The organism is Carboxylicivirga sediminis (assembly GCF_018156225.1).
GTDB lineage: Bacteria > Bacteroidota > Bacteroidia > Bacteroidales > Marinilabiliaceae > Carboxylicivirga > Carboxylicivirga sediminis.
On the sequence record NZ_JAGTAR010000041.1, the window covers coordinates 1 to 18562 of the forward strand.

Below are 18562 nucleotides of genomic sequence, written 5' to 3' on the forward strand. Positions count from 1 at the left end.
TGTTCACCATAGCTCGCTATGCTTTCACAAATATTCCTTGAAACTAAACATTTATAAGCGATTTGAGCCAGTAATTTTATGTCGAACTCAGGTTAGTACAAAAAATCCCTTGCAATAACACCTATTAAATGGAACTGCAAGGGACCTATTGTTTATTTCAAAAACACAATTGTGGTATTAGAAATAGTCGTCGCTAATATGTTTTCTTTGTGATTTCTGCTTTTTATTATTGAATGAATAACTTATTCCAAATTCAACAATCTGGCCTTCATAATCGTAAACATACCCACGTCGGAGCAAAATCTGCTCTCCTTCATAGGCAGCCGTATACCCACCAGCCTGATTGGTTCCTAAAACATCAAGCATTCTGGCTGAAAAAGTCCAGCCCCGTAATTTCTCAGGCGTATAATTAATAGCCGCATTTAAGGCTTCAAATTGCAGGCTTTCTCCCTGTGGTGTAACGGAGGCCGATTTAATGGAATAGTCAACCGTTAACTTCAAAGGAGCGGTTATTAGCCAGGAGGCATTTGATTTAATATTCCAGTTGGTGCTCCTGCTATCACGGCTTTCACCCAATAACTCATCATCGGCAATTACCTGAAAATCATACAAAGCTCCACCTACAAAAACTTTTACTTTATTAATTAAGTCAAAGTTCATCCCCATTTCGGCTCCTAACGCAGTTTGGTTACCTGCATTGGTATAGCTTCGCAAAAGCACACCACCCGGGTTACCCATGTCATATGCTACCCTGTTTACCCGATAAATGGCATTATCAACACCACGATAAAATCCGGTAAGGGTAATGTTGTTTTTACCAAATCGTCGTGTATAGTTCAATTCTGCATTCAAGGTGTATTCTGGTTCCAGCAGGGGATCACCCATCTCGTATATCTCCTGGTGACGACGGTAAAGAAAAGGTGCCATATCCTTGGCTGGAGGACGGTTAATACGACGACTGGCCGCCAGCGACAGGCTATTGGCATCATTTATATCGTACTTGACATGCAATGTTGGAAACAGGTCAAATTTGCGTTGTTGAAAATCCTTTTGATTAAAATCGCGCCCTCCGCCTATCTCGCTAAAGTAACCGTACACATATTCGAAATACTCTGTACTGCTCACATTCATCAACTGATCCATGTATTCGGCACGCAACCCCAGTACATAATTCAGCTTACCAGTTTTTCCGCTATAGTCCACATAAGCCGAATATACATCGCGCTTCAGGTCTATACTATTGTCATAGCTTTCAATACTTGGGTCGCCCCAATAGCCATTGCCAATTATTGTATCGTATGCAAACTCGCCCTGAAGCCGTATCCATTGTGGCTGAACTCCTGTGTTTAACCTATTTCCATTATCAAATGTATGCTGATAATCCAATACAAAACGATAGGCATCTAAGGGTGTATCATCACTCTGAAACGAATGGAAATCAGGCGTATCATCGTAATAATAACGGTCGCCATCATAGGCATACTCTTTATTATCGATGGTTTGTTCCAGGTTTGAGGTCTCATAAATAAAAGAGGTGCTTAATTTCGACTGGTCCCCAATATTCTGGATATAATCCACACTTAAGTTACTAAACCAACCATCGCGGTGAATATCGTTAGGGTTGTATATTTGCTGCAAGGTACCATCATACGGTTCGCCATCAGGTGAGTCAGAAAAATAAGCTTTATAAACATAGTTGGCTGTTCGACCACTGGTACGTTTCGAATACTGATAGCTGGCAGCCAGCTCCGCATTATCGCTAACCTGGTAGTTAAGGCCGGCATTTGCCATCATATTTGTATACCATTTAGGACGTGAACCTTCCCCATCCAAAACATAGTAGCTACCGGGATAACCACTAACTGACTCATCAGGGTGCTGATAGATATAAGGATCGATTATACCTATCCCCTTATTATTGCGCGATTGCATAGTAAGAGCACCACTAACCGATAGTTTATCCTTGTTATACATGAGGCTCACACTGGTGTTATATCGGTTGTTATTCAAGGCCTGACGGCTATACACATCATCCTTATTTGTCCATGGGGTTCCGCCAATCATGCCACTGGCCACCACCGAAAGTCCGTCAAACGCCCCCTTTTGCGTGGTGATGTTAATGATACCACCTTTGCCCTGAGCATCATATCGTGCACCCGGCACAGTAATAATCTCCACATTCTTAATCTGAGCAGCTGGTATTTGACTAAGAATATCACTGGCACTTGTCTGTGTAGGCTTACCATTAATATATACCAAAAAGTCGCTTGTTCCGCGCACTGACACCATACCATCGCCATCAACTGATACTGCAGGTAGTTTATCCAGCACATCTACAGCCGTTCCTCCGCTTGCAGTAGCAAAATCTTCGGCTCTATAGCTTTTTCTATCAATTTTAGATGTTACGGTTTGTGCTGTTGCCATGACATCAACGCCTTCTATACTCACACTAGCTGCACTCAATGCAACACTTTTTAGGTCAGCTACCCGTTCAACTTCTGTGATTTCAATTTCATTTATCTCTTTAGCATCATAGCCCAAAAAAGACACTGATAGACTATAAGTGCCTGTACTTACATTATCAAGTTTAAAATGCCCTTTCCCATCCGTTACAGTACCGGTAAATATCTCACCGTTTTTGAGTAAAGCAACATTCGCAAATGGAATATCTTCATCACTTTGGGCATCAATCACTCTTCCCTTGACAACTCCTGTTTGTGCAAGCATTGATAATGACCATAGCAGGCCAAATACAACACTTGTAATAAATTTGTGATTCATTCTATTGATATAGTTAAAATTATTCGGGCGCTAAAATAGTATACTCATTTAAAGTATTATGGTAGTAATTTGCTTTTATATACCAATTTTGTTGATCTATATACATTAATTACTTAAGCACAGATAAATACAGACCTGATTTATTTTTAAAATAATCTTAAAGAAAAAGAACCTAGGCAGCTTTGAAATCATCCAATTCGTGTCATCTTTTGAAGCAACGCATTTAAAATAATGTTACTTAAATCATGACAAAATCCCTAATTGTAGGTATTGGCAGGAATAAAGAAATTTTTCATTTTTGCATCGTGATAAAAGAGTATATAAAATACCAAAAGGTCTTTAATAGATTAGCTGTGATGCTAATTGTAGTGTTTGCAATTCAAATTGCAAGCAATGCACTCTTCTATCATACACACAAGATAGATGGTAAAACATACAGTCACGCGCACCCTGACTGCGACGGTCATTCACATAACTCGGCCGATTTTACTTTTTATCAGCAGCTGCAAACAATACTATCTGAAGAAAGCCCTGAACTTCTTTATGATATTCTGCCAGTCTATTTCAACAAGCTTAAGTTTGAAACAGTAATTACTGCCAACAACAAATTCATCGAACACAGCGCTGGCAGGGCGCCACCTGTTGCTTAAGAACTATTCCTCTTAATATTTATTGACGGATAAAGTCAACCGTTTTTCGTGTCTTTTTCTAAAAGAAGACGCACAACCTAATTATTAACTCACAACTAATCTGCGGATTACAAATTACTTTTAACAATGAAGTACAGCATTACGAAAGCCCTGATACTATTATGTTTATTTATACAAGCATCTGTCTTCGCACAAGCTCCACCAGAACCGATGTGCCAACTAACCGGCACTATTTTATCTGAAGGCGAACCTTTACCATTTGCGACAGTTACACTGGCGAATACAACCCTTGGGGCAGCATCTGATCTTAATGGACAATTTGAATTAGGTTTTATACCCGAGGGCGAGTTTACGGTAAAAGTTCAGGCCATTGGATATAAGCCTGTTGAAAAAATTCTCGTATTTAAACGCGGCGAAAAGGTTGTACTTGATGTTAGCCTGGAGACCGATGTGTTAGGTCTGGAACAGGTGGTAGTAACTGCCGATAGAAACGAGCAAAAGAGAACTACGGCATCGGTTATTGTTAATACACTCACCCCTCGTTTGCTGGAAAATACACAATCTGTTTCCATTGCAGAAGGCTTAAACTATATTCCTGGTTTAAGGCTTGAAAACAACTGTCAGAACTGTGGATTTACACAGGTTCGCATGAATGGCATGGACGGTGCTCACTCGCAGGTATTGATCAACAACAGGGCAATTTTTAGCAACCTGGCTGGTGTCTATGGTCTGGAACTCATCCCTTCGAGCATGATTGAGCGCATTGAAGTAGTAAGAGGCGGTGGCTCTGCATTATACGGCAGCAATGCGGTGGCAGGTACCATTAATTTGATCACCCGCGACCCGATGAATAATTCATATGATATATCAACGCAACACAGCTCTATTGGTGTTGGAACAGATGGTAAGGTTGCTTCTGATTACTCGCTGAATATGAATACTACCATAGTGAGCGATGATAAGAAAACCGGCTTTGCCTTATTTGGCTTTTATCGCGATAAGGATCCGTTCGATGCAAATAATGATGGCTACTCTGAATCATCTAAAATTGAAAACCTGACCTTTGGAGGACGCTTATACCATCGTATTGATTATCGCAATAAATTAACCCTCGATTTTATCAGGGTAAATGAAGAAAGGCGCGGTGGAAATGGATTTGACAAGCCACACCACGAAGCAGATGTATCGGAGGCGGTAGACCATAAAATTACCACAACTGCCCTTACTTACGAACGGTTTATTGGAACCGGAAGTCTGCTGTCAGTATATGGTTCAGCTCAGAATGTTGATCGGGCATCATACTATGGTGCTAACCAAAGCCTTGCCGACTACGGACAAACTGATGGGTTGACCTTTAATGTAGGAACACAGTTTAAATCTGACTTTGGAAAAAACAGTATTGTAACTGGTATAGAGCTGGTGCATGATGATATGCTCGACCAGAAACTGGGTTACCTTGACCTGATATACGATGATAATGGCAATGTTATTGGCTCAAATGGCCACGTACCTAACACTGTCATTACTGACCAGAATAAGAATGTATATGGCGTATTTGCTCAATATGACAGATACTTTGGGCCGGTAAAAGCATCAGTGGGTGCCCGATTTGATCGCTATGAAATAACTGACCTTGATCACAAGGAAGGGAATAATTCGGGTAACGTTTTCAGTCCGCGTTTAAATATCTTGTGGGATGTTGCTCCTTCGTTGCAATGGCGCGTGAGCTATTCGCAAGGATACCGGGCGCCACAGGTATTTGATGAAGATTTACACATCGAAACATCAGGCTCTCGCAAAGTAGTGCATGCTAATGCACCTGATTTAAAACAAGAAACCAGTCACAGCTATATGACTTCTGTTGACTTTAACCGTAAAATTGGCAACTGGAATCTTGGCTTACTGGCTGAAGGGTTTTATACCCATCTGAATGATGCTTTTGCCCAAAACCCTGAATACGACGAGTCAACTGGCGTAACCACCTACATCAGAACCAATGCAGATAACGGTGCCACAGTTAAAGGTGTCAACTTTGAAGCAAATGCATCGCCAGGCAACCGTATCTATTTAAAGGCCGGTTATACTATCCAAAGTAGCGTTTATGGTGATGCACAGGAACTGGGAGAGAAAGATTTCCTGAGAACGCCTGATGATTATGGTTTCTTATCGCTTGACTATGATGTATTACCACGCTTATGCCTGATAGCCAGCGCTACCTATACCGGTAAAATGAAAGTAGCTTATTACGGAACCGAATTCAGACCCGACGACATTATCATTGAAGAAGATGGGATTCAAGGAACTATCAGAACTACACCAACTTTCTTTGACCTTGGTTTCAAAGCAGAATATGATCTTAAAGTGGCTGGCTTACCATTCAAAGCATTTGCAGGGATTAAAAACATTTTTAACTCTTTCCAGGATGATTTTGACTCAGGCATGGATCGCGACCCGGCATACATTTACGGTCCAACCAATCCAAGAACTGTATACTTTGGCATTAAACTCAGTAATGTATTCGGACACTAAGCAAGTAACAGCATAATGATATGAAGCCTGGCAATAGCCGGGCTTTTTTTGTTTTATAAAATTTTCTTTTTACTGCCACAAAAAGTTCAGACCTCGCGTTGATATATTGAATTGATAAATCAGTAAAATGTATACAGCAAGCTGTAAAAAGTTTTAGCCTGTGAGCCAAATGACCTTTACTTTTGTTAGCATTAAAATGTGCGGTAATGAAAAAAATGGCAAAGACAATGATAATAATAGCAAGCACCCTGGCATTAATAGTGATATCGGTAGTACTGTTTATGGCACTCAGTCCCCAGTTCGGTGGCCTTCCTACCCAAAAGCAACAATTAATATACAATCAATCACCTCAACATCGTGATGGTAAATTTGCCAATATGGGCGACGTTAAAATGGAGATGACTGGCAAAAAGTTCTGGGCCATGCTCAAAGAGCAGTTCAACGTGCACCCCAATGCTACTCCAGCACAGCCGCCGCATCCGGTATCTATGGATTCAACAGATTTATTGAGGCACAATGGCGATTTTCGTTTGTTTTGGTTTGGCCATTCATCCTTCTTAATACAAACTAATGGAAAAAACATATTGATTGACCCCATGCTCGGACAATCAGCTTCACCGGTACCATTTATTGGTGTAAAGCGCTTTAATAAAAAAATGCCCATTGAGATTGAACAACTACCCCTTATTGATTTGGTGCTTATTTCACACGACCATTATGATCACCTCGATTACCAATCAATTAAGCGACTGAAAGATAAAACAGAAGCGTTTTATACACCTCTGGGTGTTGGAGCGCATCTAAGGGCATGGGGTGTGGATAGCATGCGCATCACCGAACTGGATTGGTGGCAACACGCTCAATTGGATGAGTTGAGCTTTACCTGCACGCCCGCTCAACACTTTTCAGGACGTGGCAAATGGTTCAGCGATCAGGCCTCAACGCTCTGGTGTTCATGGGTGATTCAAACACCTGAAAAGAAAGTGTTTTTTAGCGGTGACAGTGGTTATGGCCCACACTTTAAAACCATAGGCGAGAAATATGGCCCCTTCGATTTGGCCCTGATGGAATGCGGCCAATATAATGACTTATGGAAAGAAATACACATGATGCCCGAAGAAACCATATTGGCAGCACAGGATATTAAAGCCCGCATTGTGATGCCCATTCATTGGGGCGCATTTAAACTGGCCATGCACGACTGGCTTGATCCTATAACCAGAGCCAGTGCCAAAGCCAACGAAACAGGATTACCCGTCATCACCCCACGCATTGGCGAAGGCCTGTTGCTGAATGGCGAAATACCCGCTACAACACAATGGTGGGATGAAAGACGAAATGAACCTATAATAACAGCCAATCAATAAGAATTCGATTCATAGTAATGCCAACAAAAACAAAACATTAATACGTTAATGTTATTCATATTACAGATAAAAGCATATCTAGATAAGATCGTGTGATGTAAAGTTTTATTGTTGATTATTTGCGTTGTGAGTTATTTTGTGTTAATTCAACATTTATTTTAACCAAATAACTTCAATTTATAATTAACCATTAAACCACACATTGTGAACAATCTATTATCGTACGACAACGGAACGTCCGACGTGCCCTTGTTGGGTATTACTATTTCAGAACAACTTAAACAAACTGTTGATAAATATCCTGATAGTGAAGCCCTGGTGGTTCCTTATCAGAATTACCGCGCCTCTTACCGGGAGTTTTGGCAGCAGGTAGAAGAAGTGGCCAAAGGTATTCTGGCCTATGGCGTTAATAAAGGTGACCGTGTGGGGATCTGGTCGCCTAACCGCTTTGAGTGGGTGTTGGTGCAGTTTGCCACGGCGCGCATCGGAGTTATCCTGGTCAATGTTAACCCTGCTTATAAAGCATCGGAACTAAAATATGCACTGAAGCAATCAGAAATCAGCCTGCTCATCATGTCGAAAGGCTTTCGACAGACCAATTATGTGGAGATACTGGATGAAGTAAGGGCCTCGTGCATTCGCCTGAAGCACATCATTGTAATGGAGCATGACTGGAACTCACTGCTTGAAGCTGGCAAAAAAGTAAGCACTGACGATTTGCTGACCAGAGAAGCCAACCTGCAGTTTGACGACCCCATCAACATACAATACACTTCTGGCACAACCGGCTTTCCCAAAGGGGCTACCTTATCGCATCATAACATCCTGAACAATGGCTTTTTCATTGGCCAACGTCTCAAATACACCGAAAAAGACAGGGTGTGTATTCCGGTACCTCTGTACCATTGTTTTGGCATGGTATTGGCCAACCTGGCCTGTATTACACATGGTGCCTGTATGGTATTAACCGGTGAAGCATTCGTTCCCGATACGGTATTGCAAACTGTTCAGAACGAAAAGTGTACATCGCTCTATGGTGTACCACTAATGTTTATTGCCGAACTGAACGATCCCAACTTCGACAAGTATGACTATTCGAGTCTGCGTACAGGCATAATGGCAGGTGCCTCGTGCCCCGAATCTACCATGCGGGCCGTGCGTGAGAAGATGAATATGCGCGAGGTAGGCATTTGTTATGGCATGACAGAAACCTCGCCGGTGAGCACCCAAACCTTTGTGGATGATAATGAGTACCGCCGCTGTGCGACCGTTGGCAAGGTACACCCACATCTCGAAATCAAAATCATCGATCCGGAAACGGGCCGGATTGTAACCCGTGGTGAGCAGGGTGAATTTTGCACCCGCGGTTATTCGGTGATGCTTAAATACTGGAATAATCCAGAAGCCACCGCATCGGTGATTGATGAAGGACGCTGGATGCATACCGGTGATTTGGCCGAGATGGACGAACACGGCTATGTAAAGATTGTGGGCCGTATAAAAGACCTGATCATCCGCGGTGGAGAAAACATATCGCCGTTCGAGATAGAGGAGTTTCTGCACAAACACGATGACATTAAAGATGTGCAGGTGATTGGTGTACCATCGGCCAGATATGGTGAAGAAGTGATGGCCTGGATCATCCCTCAACAAGGTGTTACACTTTCTGGCGAAACGCTTCACAACTATTGTAAGGGGCAGATTGCCACCTTTAAAATTCCTAAATACTGGAAGTTTGTGAGTGAATTTCCAACCACAGTAACCGGTAAGGTGCGTAAGGTTGAAATGCGCGAAATATCGGCCAAAGAACTTGGTTTGGAGCAACGCAAGTAAGCTTTTTATACTAATAGGCTGTCCTGAAGAGAACTATAAACTACCACAACTCCTAATAACATGTGGTATGTATGGAATCATACGCAAATACTAAGTACTCTTTGGGCCAGCCTTTTAAATCAAACTTACTAAGCAAGCATTTAAAGCCACCTCCTCAACTACATTAAGATTACAGCACACCATTAGCATTCAAAACTAAACAAGCCATTTCCCTTACAAAACATCCGCTTCCACCAACTGCTCAAACATCTCATTAACGGTCTCTTCCAAAGAGCGATACTGAATACCCAATTCCCGAATACTCTTTTTACTGTCAGCTTTCCAGCCATAGCCCACATTTCTTGAAATATATTTACGCGTCAAGGCTTTGTTAAGCATGGGGCCTACCAGCCATATCAACCATTTGGGCATTTCTTTTTTGGGTATAGGATAGGCATTACCATACTTTGGCAATAGCGTATTAGACAACCCCAGAAACGTAGTATTATGGCCTGACACAATGTGCCGGCCACTGGCAGTTGATACAAATCCTGCCTGAAAGTGGGCCTCTGCAACATCACGCACATCCACCACACCCCAGCCAATATATGGCACCCCGGCTTTCAGTGTACCATCGGCTATTTGTTTGATAATGGCATAACTCTCAGATGTTACATTTTGCGGATTAACAGCCGGTCCCATCACCAATGATGGATTAATCACTACCAAATCCCATCGGCTTTGCTCACGATTAATTTTCCAGGCCTCTTTCTCTGCCAATGTTTTAGAATAAGGATAAGCACCGTGTGTGAGCGACGAACTGGTATTCCAGTCTTCCTCGGTAAAGATGCCATTGGCGGTATTCTTAATATCGATATTATCACCGTAGATGGCCGCCACACTACTGGTTAGCACCACTCGCTTAACCGATTCCGTGCGATTGGCCTGCTCCAGCACGTTACGCGTTCCCAAAAGCGCCGGTTCAACGAGTTCCTTTTGCGGATCATTGACGCTTAAGGTAAAAGGCGATGCCGTATGAAACACCAGTTCACACCCTTCCATGGCCTCAGCATAGGAACCTTCATCCAATAAATCACTTTTGAAATATTTAATAGTACCGGATGATTGATTAGCCAGTTCATCTAGTACTTTCAGTTTCTCTCTATTATCAGGGTTACGAACTGCAGCATGCACAGTCAATCCTTCGTCCAATAGTTTTTTAACCAGCCAACCAGCCACATAGCCTGTTGCTCCGCTTACCATTACAGGTTTTGTTTTATCAATCTGTATCATAGTTTGGTGCTTATATTTACTGCAATATACGAATTACAGCACTAAGCATTAAAGTGATTAACAGGCCTTTTTGTTCATAAAAAAATCCGGTACTACAGAGTAATACCGGATCAATACCATCATATATAAATAACAGCTTTAGCTGTCTTTAGTTTTTCATTTCAAGTTCATTCAGGTGTGCCATCTTTTTCATTTCCAGGAAGCTCTTAATATCTCCCAGATGTTCTTTGACGCGTTTATTGCCAAACTCATACACTTTGTCTACCAAACCATCCAGGAAATCCCTGTCGTGCGAAACCAGAATCAGTGTACCGTCAAAGGCCTTCAGGGCATCTTTCAACACATCTTTGGTTTTCATGTCCAAATGGTTGGTCGGCTCATCCAGTATCAGCAGGTTAACGGGTTCCAGTAAAAGCTTTATCATGGCCAGACGTGTACGCTCACCTCCCGACAGCACACGTACTTTCTTATCGATATCTTCGCCACCAAACATAAATGCGCCCAGCATATCTTTAATCTTGGTACGGATGTCGCCCACGGCAATGTCATCTATCGTCTGAAACACGGTTAGCTCATCCTCCAGCATCGAGGCCTGATTTTGCGCGAAATAGCCAATTTGCGTATTATGTCCCAGTTGCAACTGACCATCGTACTTTATCTCGTCCATAATGACCTTAACCAGTGTAGATTTACCTTCACCGTTGCGTCCTACAAAGGCAATCTTCTCTCCTCGCTCAAGGGTTAATGAAGCATTGGCAAATACAAGATGATCATCGTAATACTTAGTGACTTCGGTGGCTATCAGTGGGTAGCTACCTGAGCGAGGTGCAGGCGGAAACTTCAAACGCAAAGACGAGCGGTCTTCTTCATCCACCTCTACCCTATCAAGCTTCTCCAACATCTTAACACGGCTCTGTACCTGAAGGGTTTTAGAGTAGGTCCCCTTAAAGCGCTCGATAAAAGCCTCATTCTCGGCAATCATCTTTTGCTGCTCTTCATAGGCTTTCAACTGCTGCTCACGTCTCTCCTGACGTAGTACCAGGTATTTGGAGTAGTTCACTTTATAGTCATAGATACGTCCCATGGTCACCTCAATGGTACGCGTGGTGATATTATCGACAAATGCGCGGTCGTGCGATATCACAATTACCGCTTTTCCACAACCAATCAAAAACTCTTCAAGCCATTGGATAGATTCAATATCCAGGTGGTTGGTAGGCTCATCCAACAGAATCAAATCCGGTTTCTGAAGCAGAATCTTGGCCAGTTCGATGCGCATGCGCCAGCCACCACTAAACTCGCTGGTTGGCTTGTGCAAGTCATCACGTAAAAAGCCGAGACCCAGCAGCACCTTCTCTACTTCAGCATCAAAGTTGGTTTCCTCAATGGAGTAATACTTTTCGCTCAGTGTCGACACCTTCTCAATCAGCTCATAATAGCTCTCCGACTCATAGTCGGTGCGTGTTTCCAGCTCCTTATTAATTGCTGCCATCTCCTGCTCCATGGCAAAGATGTGGGCGAACGCCTGTGAGGCCTCCTCAAAAACGGTGCGATTATCCTCGGTCATCAAATGCTGTGGCAAATAGGCCACCACCTTATCGCTCGGAACCGCCACATGTCCTTTATTGGCCTCGCGCGCACCAGCCAGTATTTTCAGCAAGGTTGATTTACCTGCCCCATTCTTCCCCATCAGCGCAATGCGGTCCTTTTCATTAATAACGAATGAGATATTTTTAAAGAGTGTGGTAGCTCCAAATTCTACCGTTAAGCCATCTACCGAAATCATAATTCTATTTTTTGCGCCGCAAAGATAAAATTATCCACCTAAGCATGAAGCACCTTCATGGCGTTTTAAGGTTTTTTTGATTTAAAAGCCGCCAGAGTATAGCTTCTAGCTACTAGCAATTCACATGGCGCTTAACTCCTCTTCTGCCATCCGTCATTCGTCTTCGGTTCCCAATCTTCTGCCTCCTGCCTAACTACTGACCACTAACTAATGTCAACTTGCATACTTTTCGATTGCCAACCACAGATTCTTCCGTGGCCTAACACAGAAAAGTCTGTAGCCTCGCACAGAAAAGTCTGTGGCCTCGCACGGAAAAATCTGTGGGATTTACCTCCATTGGTGAAAAATGTCACCAACATTGATGGAAAACGTCACCAACATTGGTGGAAAACGTCACCAGCATTGGTGGAAAACGTCACCAGCATTGGTGTAAAGTGTCACCAACAGGTGAGAAACGCCACCAATCTTAGGGGAAGATTCATTGTCTTAGGCTTTAGAACTGCAAACTTCAATCAGATAGCTGTTTTCATAGTATTAGATTCACTCCAGCCGCCAAATCTCTGCCTAACTACTGACTACTATCTACTGCATAACAATCCCTCTGCGCTTTGCTGTTAATAACTTCCTGGCCGTGTACACCACTAACATTGCCAATACCGCCTTTCTGAATGAAATATTATTGTATTTTTGTTTGTCAACCTTACGAAATAATAAGAAGATGCCGAATATCGGGGATAAAATACACGAATTAAGAGAATTACTTCATCACCATAATCATCAGTACTATGTATTGAATGAGCCACAAATATCAGATTTTGAGTTCGACCAGCTGATGCAACAACTGATTGAACTGGAAAAAGAACATCCGGAGCTGGCCGATGCTAACAGTCCGACCCAGCGCGTAGGAAGTGATATTAGCAAGGAATTTGAGCAGGTAAAACATGCCTATCCGATGCTATCGCTGGGTAACACCTACAACGAAGGGGAGATTAGTGATTTTTACACACGCATCAATAAACAACTGATTGATGAACCATTTGAGATTGTTTGTGAACTAAAGTACGACGGAACAGCTATTGGACTCACCTACGAGAATGGTCGTTTGCTGCGTGCTGTAACACGTGGTGACGGTGTTCAGGGTGATGATGTTACCGCCAATGTGAAAACCATCAGAAGCATCCCGCTCAATTTAAAGGGCGATTATCCGGATAGCTTTGAGATAAGAGGCGAAATATTCCTGCCTCACAAGGGATTTAATGCCCTCAATGAAGCCCGTATGGAGGCAGGAGAAGCTCCTTTTGCCAACCCTCGCAATGCGGCGGCCGGTTCGCTGAAAATGCAAAACAGCGCACAGGTAGCCAGGCGTCCGCTTGACTGCTTTCTGTATTATATGCTGGGCGACGGTTTGCCTAGTAACCTGCACTCCGAGAACCTGGAAAAAGCGCGCTCATGGGGTTTTAAGATACCACCACACATGAAAGTGTGCAAAACCATCGACGAGGTATACGCCTTTATCAACCATTGGGATGAAGCCCGTAAGGATTTACCATATGACATTGATGGTATAGTACTAAAAGTAAACAGTCTGGAACAGCAACGCCGACTTGGTTTCACAGCCAAATCGCCACGCTGGGCCATCTCCTATAAGTTTAAAGCCGAGCAGGGCTACACCAAATTAAAGTCGGTGACATTTCAGGTGGGACGCACAGGAGCAGTAACGCCGGTAGCTAATCTGGAACCCGTATTTTTAGCAGGTACTACGGTTCAACGTGCCTCGCTGCATAATGCAGATATCATCAACTCACTGGATTTGCACCAAGGTGATATGGTGTATGTGGAGAAAGGTGGCGAAATCATCCCAAAAATTGTTGGTGTTGATGAAACAGTAAGAGAAAACAATGCTCCAAAGGTGGAGTTTATCAAGAACTGTCCCGAATGTGAAACCCCGCTTGTAAGGGTGGAAGGTGAGGCAGCACATTATTGCCCCAATGTTAGCAGCTGTGCGCCGCAGGTAAAGGGACGCATTGAGCACTTCATTGCCCGCAAAGCCATGAATATTGACGGACTGGGCATCGAAACCATCGACCTGCTGTATAAAAACGGACTGGTGAAAAACGTAGCCGATCTGTATGCACTGCACCCCATGCAACTGACAGGACTGGAACGTATGGGCGATAAATCGGCCAACAATATTATTGCCGGGCTCGAAGAATCAAAACAGGTAAATTTTGCTCGCGTTCTATTTGCATTAGGTATTCGCTATGTGGGCGAAACGGTGGCTAAAAAACTGGCTTCCGCCTTTAAAAACATCGATGCCCTGATGAATGCTACCCTGGAACAGTTAACCGAAGTTGATGAGATAGGCGAACGCATTGCGCAAAGCGTACTTGAATATTTTGACAATGAACTTAATCGCGAACTTATCGATAAGCTTAAGCAAATAGGTTTGCAGTTTCAGCTATCAGACGAAGAGCAGGCTCAGCATTCCGATGCACTCGAAGGCATGTCCTTTGTAGTAAGTGGCAGCTTTAGCAGCTTCTCGCGTGATGAACTGAAAAGTCTGATTGAGAAAAACGGCGGTAAAAATCTGAGCGGCGTGTCATCAAAAACCAATTACCTGGTGGCCGGTGATAAGATTGGCCCAAGTAAACTGGCCAAAGCCGAAAAGCTGAATATCACCATCATCTCTGAAGATGAATTTAAACAACTGATAAACCAGTAACCAATCATCAAATAACATTGAAACGACCCGATAAATGAGCAACTTCATTGATACAATACGACAAAAGGTAGCTTTATACAAGTTGGATAAACAGCTGCAAAAAGCGCCCCGAATTAAAAAACTTCACAACCTTAAAACAGCTCAAACAGCTGGTATCCTTTACGATGCCACCAACGAGGCTAATCACCAGTTAGTAAAAGAACTAATTAAGGAATTGAAGGAAGAAAACATCAGCTCACAGGCACTGGGATTTATTGACAAAAAGAAGCGAGACGACAACTACATTGGTGATAGCACCTACAGCTTTGCCTGTCGAAAAGACTTCAGCTTTTTCTACGCCATTAAAAAGGAAGCTATTCAATCTTTTATTGATACACCGTTTAATTTGCTCATTATACTGGTTAATGAACAACCATTTGCCATTGATTACCTGGGCCAGCTATCAAAAGCTGAATTTAAAGTAGGAAAAGCCGGACTGGATAATGACTTATACGACCTGATGATTGAGCTTGCTCCAACAGCTAGTATGTATGAGCTAAAAAAGCAAATCACCTTTTACCTCAAACTTCTTAACAACAACTAAAATGGCCCCCATGATATCAGCACAACAACTAAAAGGTACTGGCGTAGCACTGGTAACACCCTTTAACGAGCATAAACAGGTTGATCACACAGCATTGACCAAACTGGTGAATTTTGTGATAGAAGGTGGTGTTAACTTCCTGGTTGCACTGGGTACAACTGCCGAAACAGCCACACTAAATGACAAAGAGAGGCTGGAGGTGGTGAAAACCATCAAAAAAGCGAATGACAGCCGGGTGCCAATAATTATGGGAATGGGTGGTAATAATACCAGTCAATTGACTGATACCATCAACAAAACTGATTTTGATGGTATCGACGCCATATTATCAGTCACTCCCTTCTACAATAAGCCTACACAGGAAGGACTGTATCAGCACTATAAAACCATTGCCGAGGCATCTCCCGTACCGATTATTTTGTATAACGTGCCTTCGCGCACAGGGTGCAACCTGGATGCTTCAACATGTCTGCAGCTCGCCAATGACTTTGACAATATCATTGCTGTGAAAGAGGCTTCGGGTGATTTATTGCAGGTAATGGACATCATCAAATACAAACCTGATGATTTTGCGGTATTATCGGGCGACGATGCATTAACATTACCTATCCTTGGCCTTGGTGGCGATGGGGTAATATCGGTTGTTGCCAACGGGTATCCAAAAGCATTCAGTCAAATGGTGCAGGCTGCGCATAACGACAACTACATTAAAGCACGCAGACTACACTATGGCCTTACGGATATTATAAAGAATCTCTTTATTGAGAGTAATCCAGCAGGTATCAAAGCCATTTTAGAAATGCGTGAAATCATTGACAACCAATTACGTCTGCCACTTGTTCCTTTAACAGAACAGACGTATGATACGCTTAAAGCTCAATTTAAAGCCTTTCAGGCTGAATTTTGGAATGCTTTTTGATATTTTCAATCACGGATTCATAAATTAGACTATCCAATAAAATCTAAACTTATTACTTATGAAACGAAATTTGTTATTCGTACTGGCAATAGGACTAGCCGTAAGCTTACTCACCGGATGTGCCCACACTGTTGAACGCGTTGATACCAAAGAAGCCATTGATTTAAGTGGCCGTTGGAACGATACTGATTCTCGTCTGGTAGCCGAAGAAATGGTTAACCAGGTGCTGGGTGGTGCATGGATTGATAACCATCAGGGCGATAATAATGGACAAAAGCCGGTAGTGGTTGTTGGTTTAATCTACAATAAATCACACGAACATATTAGTGCCGAGACTTTTGTAAAAGATGTAGAACGCGCTTTTATTAACAGTGGCCGTGTTCGCCTGGTACAAGCCGGCGATAAACGCGAAGAACTTCGCCGCGAGAGAGCCGCACAGCAAGAGTTTGCCAGCATGGCAACAGCTAAGGCTTGGGGTAAAGAGTTAGGCGCTGACTTTATGCTTAATGGAGATATTAACTCAATTGTTGATACCTACAAGAAAGAACGTGTTAATTTCTACAAGGTTAATATGGAGCTTTCCAACCTTGAAACCAATGAAATAGTATGGATTGGTGACAAAGAAATTAAGAAGTACATTAACAATTAATTGTTACAAAAACCTAAAGATTAATGCCTGTTGCCAGCCAACGGGCATTAATCTACACTTTTCCTCCAACAGCCCTTCATAGCATGAAAAGCAAAATCCTCACCTCATTACTCCTCATTACCATCCTTGGCGGATGCGCCACCTACTACGAACAAAATATTAAGTTACAAACCCTAATCACCTCCGGACAATTTGAAGCTGCTGATAAAGAATTGGCCAAAGATACCAAGGGAGCTGAAGGTAAGAACCGATATCTCTATTTTTGCAATCGCGGTGTAGTGAGCTTTATGAACGGACAATACGAAACCAGCATCAACTATTTTAATCAGGCCGACTATTATGCCGAGGACTTTAGTAAATCGTTTGGTAACGAGGCACTGGCTTTAATCACCAATCCCATGGTGAAGCCCTATCGCCCTGAGGATTTTGAGGCTGTACTTGTACACTTTTACAAGGCGCTTAACTTTATCTACCTGAAGAATTATGAAGGCGCCTTAATTGAATGCCGCCGCGTTAATATTGTCCTGCAAAACCTGAATGACAAGTATAAAAAGCATAAAAACAAATATGCACGCGATGCCTTTGCTCATTGTCTGATGGGCCTGGTATATGAGGCTGCCGGCAATACCAACGACGCCTTTATTGCCTATCGTAATGCCCTGGAGATATACGAAGAGGATTACAAAGCACTTTTTGGTCTGGATGTTCCTGAACAGCTTAAGTACGACCTGATGCGTACCGCTCATGAACTGGGTTTTGGAACAGAACTGGACTTTTATGAAAATAAGTTTGGCTATAAATACGAGCCCGAAGATCCGGATAAGGGCTACCTGGTCTTTTTCTGGTTAAATGGCTTTGGACCGGTTAAGGATGAATGGAGCATTAACTTTACCAACACAGGTTATAACGACGGTTGGATTACCCTGGCTAACGATGAATATGGGCTGAGTTTCCCCATTTATATTGGCAATAAGTCACGTAACGATCAGGCGGCCTTCAAAAACCTGTCTTTTCTTAGAGTTGCTTTTCCTAAATATCGCGAACGTAAACCGGTATTTAATACGGCCAGCATTAGCGCCAACCAGGAAAGCTATCCATTGGAATTAGGCGAGAATATCAATGCAGTGGCATTTCAGTGCCTGCAAGACAGAATGATGCGTGAATTAGCTTCTGGTATTGCCCGCTTAGCCACCAAAAAAGCATTGGAGGAAGTGGCACGTAATGAAAATGAAAACCTGGGAACCATCGTTAGCATTGTCAATGCTATGACCGAAAAAGCAGATACCCGCAACTGGCAATCATTACCTTACAGTATTTCCTACTGCCGTATTCCGCTTGATGAGGGAATGCAACAAGTCGAGTTAAATACATCGGGACGCATGCAGCATACTGTGCCATTTACCTTCGATATAAAAAAGAATCAGACAACCTTTTTTGCCTTCCACAACCTGGAAAGTCAACAGCGCTGATG

The 18562-nt window shown here is 42.8% G+C and carries 12 protein-coding genes; 9 read left to right on the forward strand and 3 right to left on the reverse strand.

Going from position 1 to position 18562, the window contains the following annotated elements:
* Positions 1-177: 177 nt before the first annotated feature.
* On the reverse strand, positions 178-2781 hold the full coding sequence (locus KDU71_RS19780) for a TonB-dependent receptor domain-containing protein (RefSeq protein WP_212192848.1): 2604 nt from the start codon (positions 2779-2781) through the stop codon (positions 178-180).
* 245 nt (positions 2782-3026) lie between these two features.
* Here KDU71_RS19780 and KDU71_RS19785 point away from each other — a divergent pair, with 245 nt between their 5' ends.
* The 4 genes from KDU71_RS19785 to KDU71_RS19800 all read left to right on the forward strand — a co-directional run bounded on the left by KDU71_RS19785 (position 3027) and on the right by KDU71_RS19800 (position 9160).
* Positions 3027-3431 carry a hypothetical protein gene (locus tag KDU71_RS19785; protein WP_212192849.1) on the forward strand — a complete coding sequence of 135 codons (405 nt, stop codon included), beginning with the start codon at positions 3027-3029 and terminating at the stop codon, positions 3429-3431.
* A 126-nt stretch (positions 3432-3557) separates the two neighbouring features.
* Positions 3558-5960, forward strand: a complete 2403-nt coding sequence (locus tag KDU71_RS19790) for a TonB-dependent receptor (protein ID WP_212192850.1) — start codon at positions 3558-3560, stop codon at positions 5958-5960.
* Positions 5961-6166: 206 nt separating this feature from the next.
* Positions 6167-7327 (forward strand): MBL fold metallo-hydrolase, encoded by a 1161-nt coding sequence (locus KDU71_RS19795; protein WP_212192851.1) that lies wholly within the window; start codon positions 6167-6169, stop codon positions 7325-7327.
* 204 nt (positions 7328-7531) lie between these two features.
* Positions 7532-9160, forward strand: a complete 1629-nt coding sequence (locus KDU71_RS19800; RefSeq protein ID WP_317195176.1) for an AMP-binding protein — start codon at positions 7532-7534, stop codon at positions 9158-9160.
* A 213-nt stretch (positions 9161-9373) separates the two neighbouring features.
* Here the strand turns inward: KDU71_RS19800 and KDU71_RS19805 are convergent, their stop codons facing one another.
* Together KDU71_RS19805 and KDU71_RS19810 are read right to left on the reverse strand one after the other, a co-directional pair.
* Entirely contained in the window at positions 9374-10432 is a 1059-nt protein-coding gene (locus tag KDU71_RS19805) for an NAD-dependent epimerase/dehydratase family protein (RefSeq protein ID WP_212192852.1), read from the reverse strand.
* A gap of 148 nt (positions 10433-10580) precedes the next feature.
* Positions 10581-12218 carry an ABC-F family ATP-binding cassette domain-containing protein gene (locus KDU71_RS19810; protein WP_212192853.1) on the reverse strand — a complete coding sequence of 546 codons (1638 nt, stop codon included), beginning with the start codon at positions 12216-12218 and terminating at the stop codon, positions 10581-10583.
* A gap of 718 nt (positions 12219-12936) precedes the next feature.
* On the opposite strand from KDU71_RS19810, the gene ligA reads away from it, so the two are divergent.
* The 5 genes from ligA (at position 12937) to KDU71_RS19835 (ending at position 18560) form a co-directional block, all read left to right on the forward strand.
* Positions 12937-14940, forward strand: coding sequence for an NAD-dependent DNA ligase LigA (gene ligA, locus KDU71_RS19815; protein ID WP_212192854.1), 2004 nt, complete (start codon positions 12937-12939; stop codon positions 14938-14940).
* Positions 14941-14974: 34 nt separating this feature from the next.
* Complete coding sequence (locus KDU71_RS19820; RefSeq protein WP_212192855.1) at positions 14975-15523, forward strand: DUF6913 domain-containing protein; 549 nt, start codon at positions 14975-14977, stop codon at positions 15521-15523.
* Between the two features lie 10 nt (positions 15524-15533).
* Positions 15534-16442 (forward strand): 4-hydroxy-tetrahydrodipicolinate synthase, encoded by a 909-nt coding sequence (gene dapA, locus KDU71_RS19825; RefSeq protein ID WP_212192856.1) that lies wholly within the window; start codon positions 15534-15536, stop codon positions 16440-16442.
* A 58-nt stretch (positions 16443-16500) separates the two neighbouring features.
* On the forward strand, positions 16501-17091 hold the full coding sequence (locus KDU71_RS19830) for a penicillin-binding protein activator LpoB (protein WP_212192857.1): 591 nt from the start codon (positions 16501-16503) through the stop codon (positions 17089-17091).
* A gap of 83 nt (positions 17092-17174) precedes the next feature.
* Entirely contained in the window at positions 17175-18560 is a 1386-nt protein-coding gene (locus KDU71_RS19835) for a COG3014 family protein (RefSeq protein ID WP_212192858.1), read from the forward strand.
* Positions 18561-18562 lie beyond the last annotated feature (2 nt).

Bases quoted from the DNA above. Each gene is read 5' to 3' on its own strand.
- KDU71_RS19805 (WP_212192852.1), bottom strand. From the start codon at position 10,432: ATGATACAGATTGATAAAACAAAACCTGTAATGGTAAGCGGAGCAACA.
- KDU71_RS19785 (WP_212192849.1), top strand. From the start codon at position 3,027: ATGACAAAATCCCTAATTGTAGGTATTGGCAGGAATAAAGAAATTTTT.
- KDU71_RS19820 (WP_212192855.1), top strand. From the start codon at position 14,975: ATGAGCAACTTCATTGATACAATACGACAAAAGGTAGCTTTATACAAG.
- KDU71_RS19810 (WP_212192853.1), bottom strand. From the start codon at position 12,218: ATGATTTCGGTAGATGGCTTAACGGTAGAATTTGGAGCTACCACACTC.
- KDU71_RS19835 (WP_212192858.1), top strand. From the start codon at position 17,175: ATGAAAAGCAAAATCCTCACCTCATTACTCCTCATTACCATCCTTGGC.
- KDU71_RS19795 (WP_212192851.1), top strand. From the start codon at position 6,167: ATGAAAAAAATGGCAAAGACAATGATAATAATAGCAAGCACCCTGGCA.
- KDU71_RS19830 (WP_212192857.1), top strand. From the start codon at position 16,501: ATGAAACGAAATTTGTTATTCGTACTGGCAATAGGACTAGCCGTAAGC.
- KDU71_RS19790 (WP_212192850.1), top strand. From the start codon at position 3,558: ATGAAGTACAGCATTACGAAAGCCCTGATACTATTATGTTTATTTATA.
- ligA (WP_212192854.1), top strand. From the start codon at position 12,937: ATGCCGAATATCGGGGATAAAATACACGAATTAAGAGAATTACTTCAT.
- KDU71_RS19780 (WP_212192848.1), bottom strand. From the start codon at position 2,781: ATGAATCACAAATTTATTACAAGTGTTGTATTTGGCCTGCTATGGTCA.
- dapA (WP_212192856.1), top strand. From the start codon at position 15,534: ATGATATCAGCACAACAACTAAAAGGTACTGGCGTAGCACTGGTAACA.